The sequence below is a fragment of the Mesotoga sp. B105.6.4 genome, assembly GCF_002896535.1.
Lineage (GTDB): Bacteria > Thermotogota > Thermotogae > Petrotogales > Kosmotogaceae > Mesotoga.
Window position 1 is genome coordinate 1 of sequence record NZ_JWIM01000058.1, and the last position, 2674, is coordinate 2674.

Below are 2674 nucleotides of genomic sequence, written 5' to 3' on the forward strand. Positions count from 1 at the left end.
AGCTGCGGTGTGTAGGCGTTTCCGAGGGGAAATATCGGCAGCCTGAAAGCCAGAAAGTATATCAGCAGCAACCCGAGCCAGAAATATGGAAAGGAACGCACGAAGATAAAGAGTCCGACAGTGAAGGAAGCGAGCTTCGTGTTACGTTTCCACGCAACGCCTATACCTATTATCGTGCCGAGAAAGAAGCTGATTATCGTAGCCGTACCCATCAGCCCAACTGTCCAGGGTACGGCGACCTGCAATACTCTCCAGACAGGAGTCGGGAATCTTGAGATAGAGATACCCAGATCGCCCTTAAGGAGGTTAAGAAGATACTTTCCGTACTGGACAAGCAACGGATCGGACGAATCGACGCCAAAGGCAGCCCTTATTGCTTCGAGTGATTCTAGAGGAACACCTTGCATCTTGTCCATCAGATCCTGCGCAGGATCACCGGGCATCATTCTCGGAATGAAGAAATTCAGAGTGACTGCAACAAACAAGGCGAAGAGCAACAATCCGATCTTTCTAGCGAAGTAAGCCAATGCTGTTTAGAAAGCGTCTCTCTCTTGAGGAAAGCGAGCCTTCCTTACCCCCTCTCGTGAATATGAATAAGCCTCGCGGGCACTAGGGCCCGCGAGCTATATCCAGCAAATTACCTCAAGTGTATAGAAAGCAAGATGGGCATCTTGTCCATGCCTGTCGGTCTGGGTTCGGCATAGGGATTGTCGGCATTGGGCCAGCCGACGAAATTCCTTGTGCTGTACTCGAACCACACAGGATTGAAGAACATTGGTACAGAGGGAAGATCCCTCAGGAAGATGCTTATAACTTCCTCCATAATCTTATCCTGAACCTGTGGATCGGTCTGTTTCTTATAGCTGTCGAGGAGTTCGTCGATCCTGTCGTTTTTGTAACGCATTCCGTAGTAATTACCCGCGTTTTCTCCAATCGGCGCCCAGTGCTTTGAATGTACCCAGTTGTCGAACTGATAATAGGGACTGGTTCCCGTAACGGAGATCCCGAAAAGCATCTCGTAGTTTCCGTTGAACATCATGTCTTTGTAAGGAGAAGGCCAGGCGGCCAGAGTAACGATAGCCTCGATTCCGACCTCTTTCAGTTGTCTTGCCACCTCTTCGGCTCCCATTATCCAGTCGGTCCACCCCGTCGGGACATAGAGATTCAACGAGAGGGCCTTGCCGTCCTTTTCGTAGATCCCGTTCCTGTTAAGCTTGTAGCCTTCTTTCTCGAGCAGATAGCTTGCGTAATCGGGGTCGAATTCGATGCCGTACTCCTTGAGCCCCTCTTCTGCAAGTCTGAGATAGCTCGCTTTGACACCGGCCAGCGAAGCAGGGACGGCTCCACTCGCCATTATTCTAGTTATCTCTATTGGATCGATCGCCGCAGCTATCGCTGCTCTCACATTGTAGCTGTCGAAGGGCCACTTAAGGTTGTTTAGATTGAGGAAAACGAGGTTTCCTTCGGGAAGCCAGTACTTGAAGTGCTCGGGATCGGCCTTTACAAATACCTCATCGATATTGGCAACAAAGTAGCCCGCCCAGTCGAATTCGCCCCTGGCGAGTCTTAGGGAAACCTGCTCGTTGGTTGTGGTTAGCGTAAGGACTTCGTCTATGTAAGGAAGAGGTTTACCGTCTTCGCCTATCTGCCAGTAATTTGGATTTCTAACCACGCTGAACGACTGTTCGCTGAATGAGCCTTCCTTCAGAATAAACGGTCCGGTGCCTACGGGGATTCCTTCGCCTATCCAGGTTAGAGGATCATCGACTTTAGACCAGATGTGCTCTGGAACTATGAAGACACTGGAGAATCTCTGAATAATTGTTGTATCGACCTCCGAAAACTCGAATGTGACGGTCATCGGCTTGTCCGATCGAACTCCGGTGACTCCCGTCGACCAAAGACTTGCGACGTCTAGCGCCCTATTCTCTCTTCCCAGTTCTACAGTAAACAGAACGTCTTTCTCAGTAAAGAGCATCCCATCGTTCCACAAAACGCCCTCTCTCAGGTTGAAAGTCAGTTCTAGAAGGTCGTCGGACCACTCATAGCTTTCTGCAAGCCAGTTCATGATCCTTCCGGTCATGGGATTGAAGTAGATAAGAGTCTCGTAAAAACCTCCGATAGCCATCTCGTTGGTATTTGGGGAGAAGGGGTTGAAGTTTTCGATCAGGATACCCTGTTTAATGGAGGTGATCCTGAGGGTCCCTCCCCTCTTTATTTCGGTGGCAAACAAACTTGCTGAAATCACCAGTGATGCGATGGTCAAGATTACTATAACCTTTTTCATTAGTTCCCCCCCCTTTTTTACAGGTTTTGATACATCATTAATATTATAGACACTTCAATATCCAATTCCAAAGTCAGCCAAGGCCAATCAAGTGCAAATACGGGCGTTTACGAAGAGAAAACTGTTTGACCGCCGGCATTCTATAATGACAATACATATATACAATTATTTCACGCTAGATCCGGTTACGAAAGTTAATAACACATACTATTTCGAAACATTAGCTAGTTTCGGAGAAAGCCATAAGGAGAAAAGCAAAAGCCAGTCTGCTGGCGCAGGCCAGTCAAAAGGCAAAGATCATCGACGCCAGTGAAGGCTTCGCCTTCGCCAATACCACTTCGTGGTGACAGTCACTGCAAGCAGTGGCGAGAAAAACTATAAGAACAC

Annotated in this window: 2 protein-coding genes; both read right to left on the reverse strand. The window is 48.5% G+C overall.

Annotation, left to right across the window (positions count from 1 at the left end):
• Positions 1 to 497: ABC transporter permease (locus RJ60_RS11465; protein WP_258006293.1), on the reverse strand; the 497-nt coding region annotated here is incomplete at its 3' end.
• 140 nt (positions 498 to 637) lie between these two features.
• Entirely contained in the window at positions 638 to 2287 is a 1650-nt protein-coding gene (locus tag RJ60_RS11470; protein ID WP_099830082.1) for an ABC transporter substrate-binding protein, read from the reverse strand.
• Positions 2288 to 2674 lie beyond the last annotated feature (387 nt).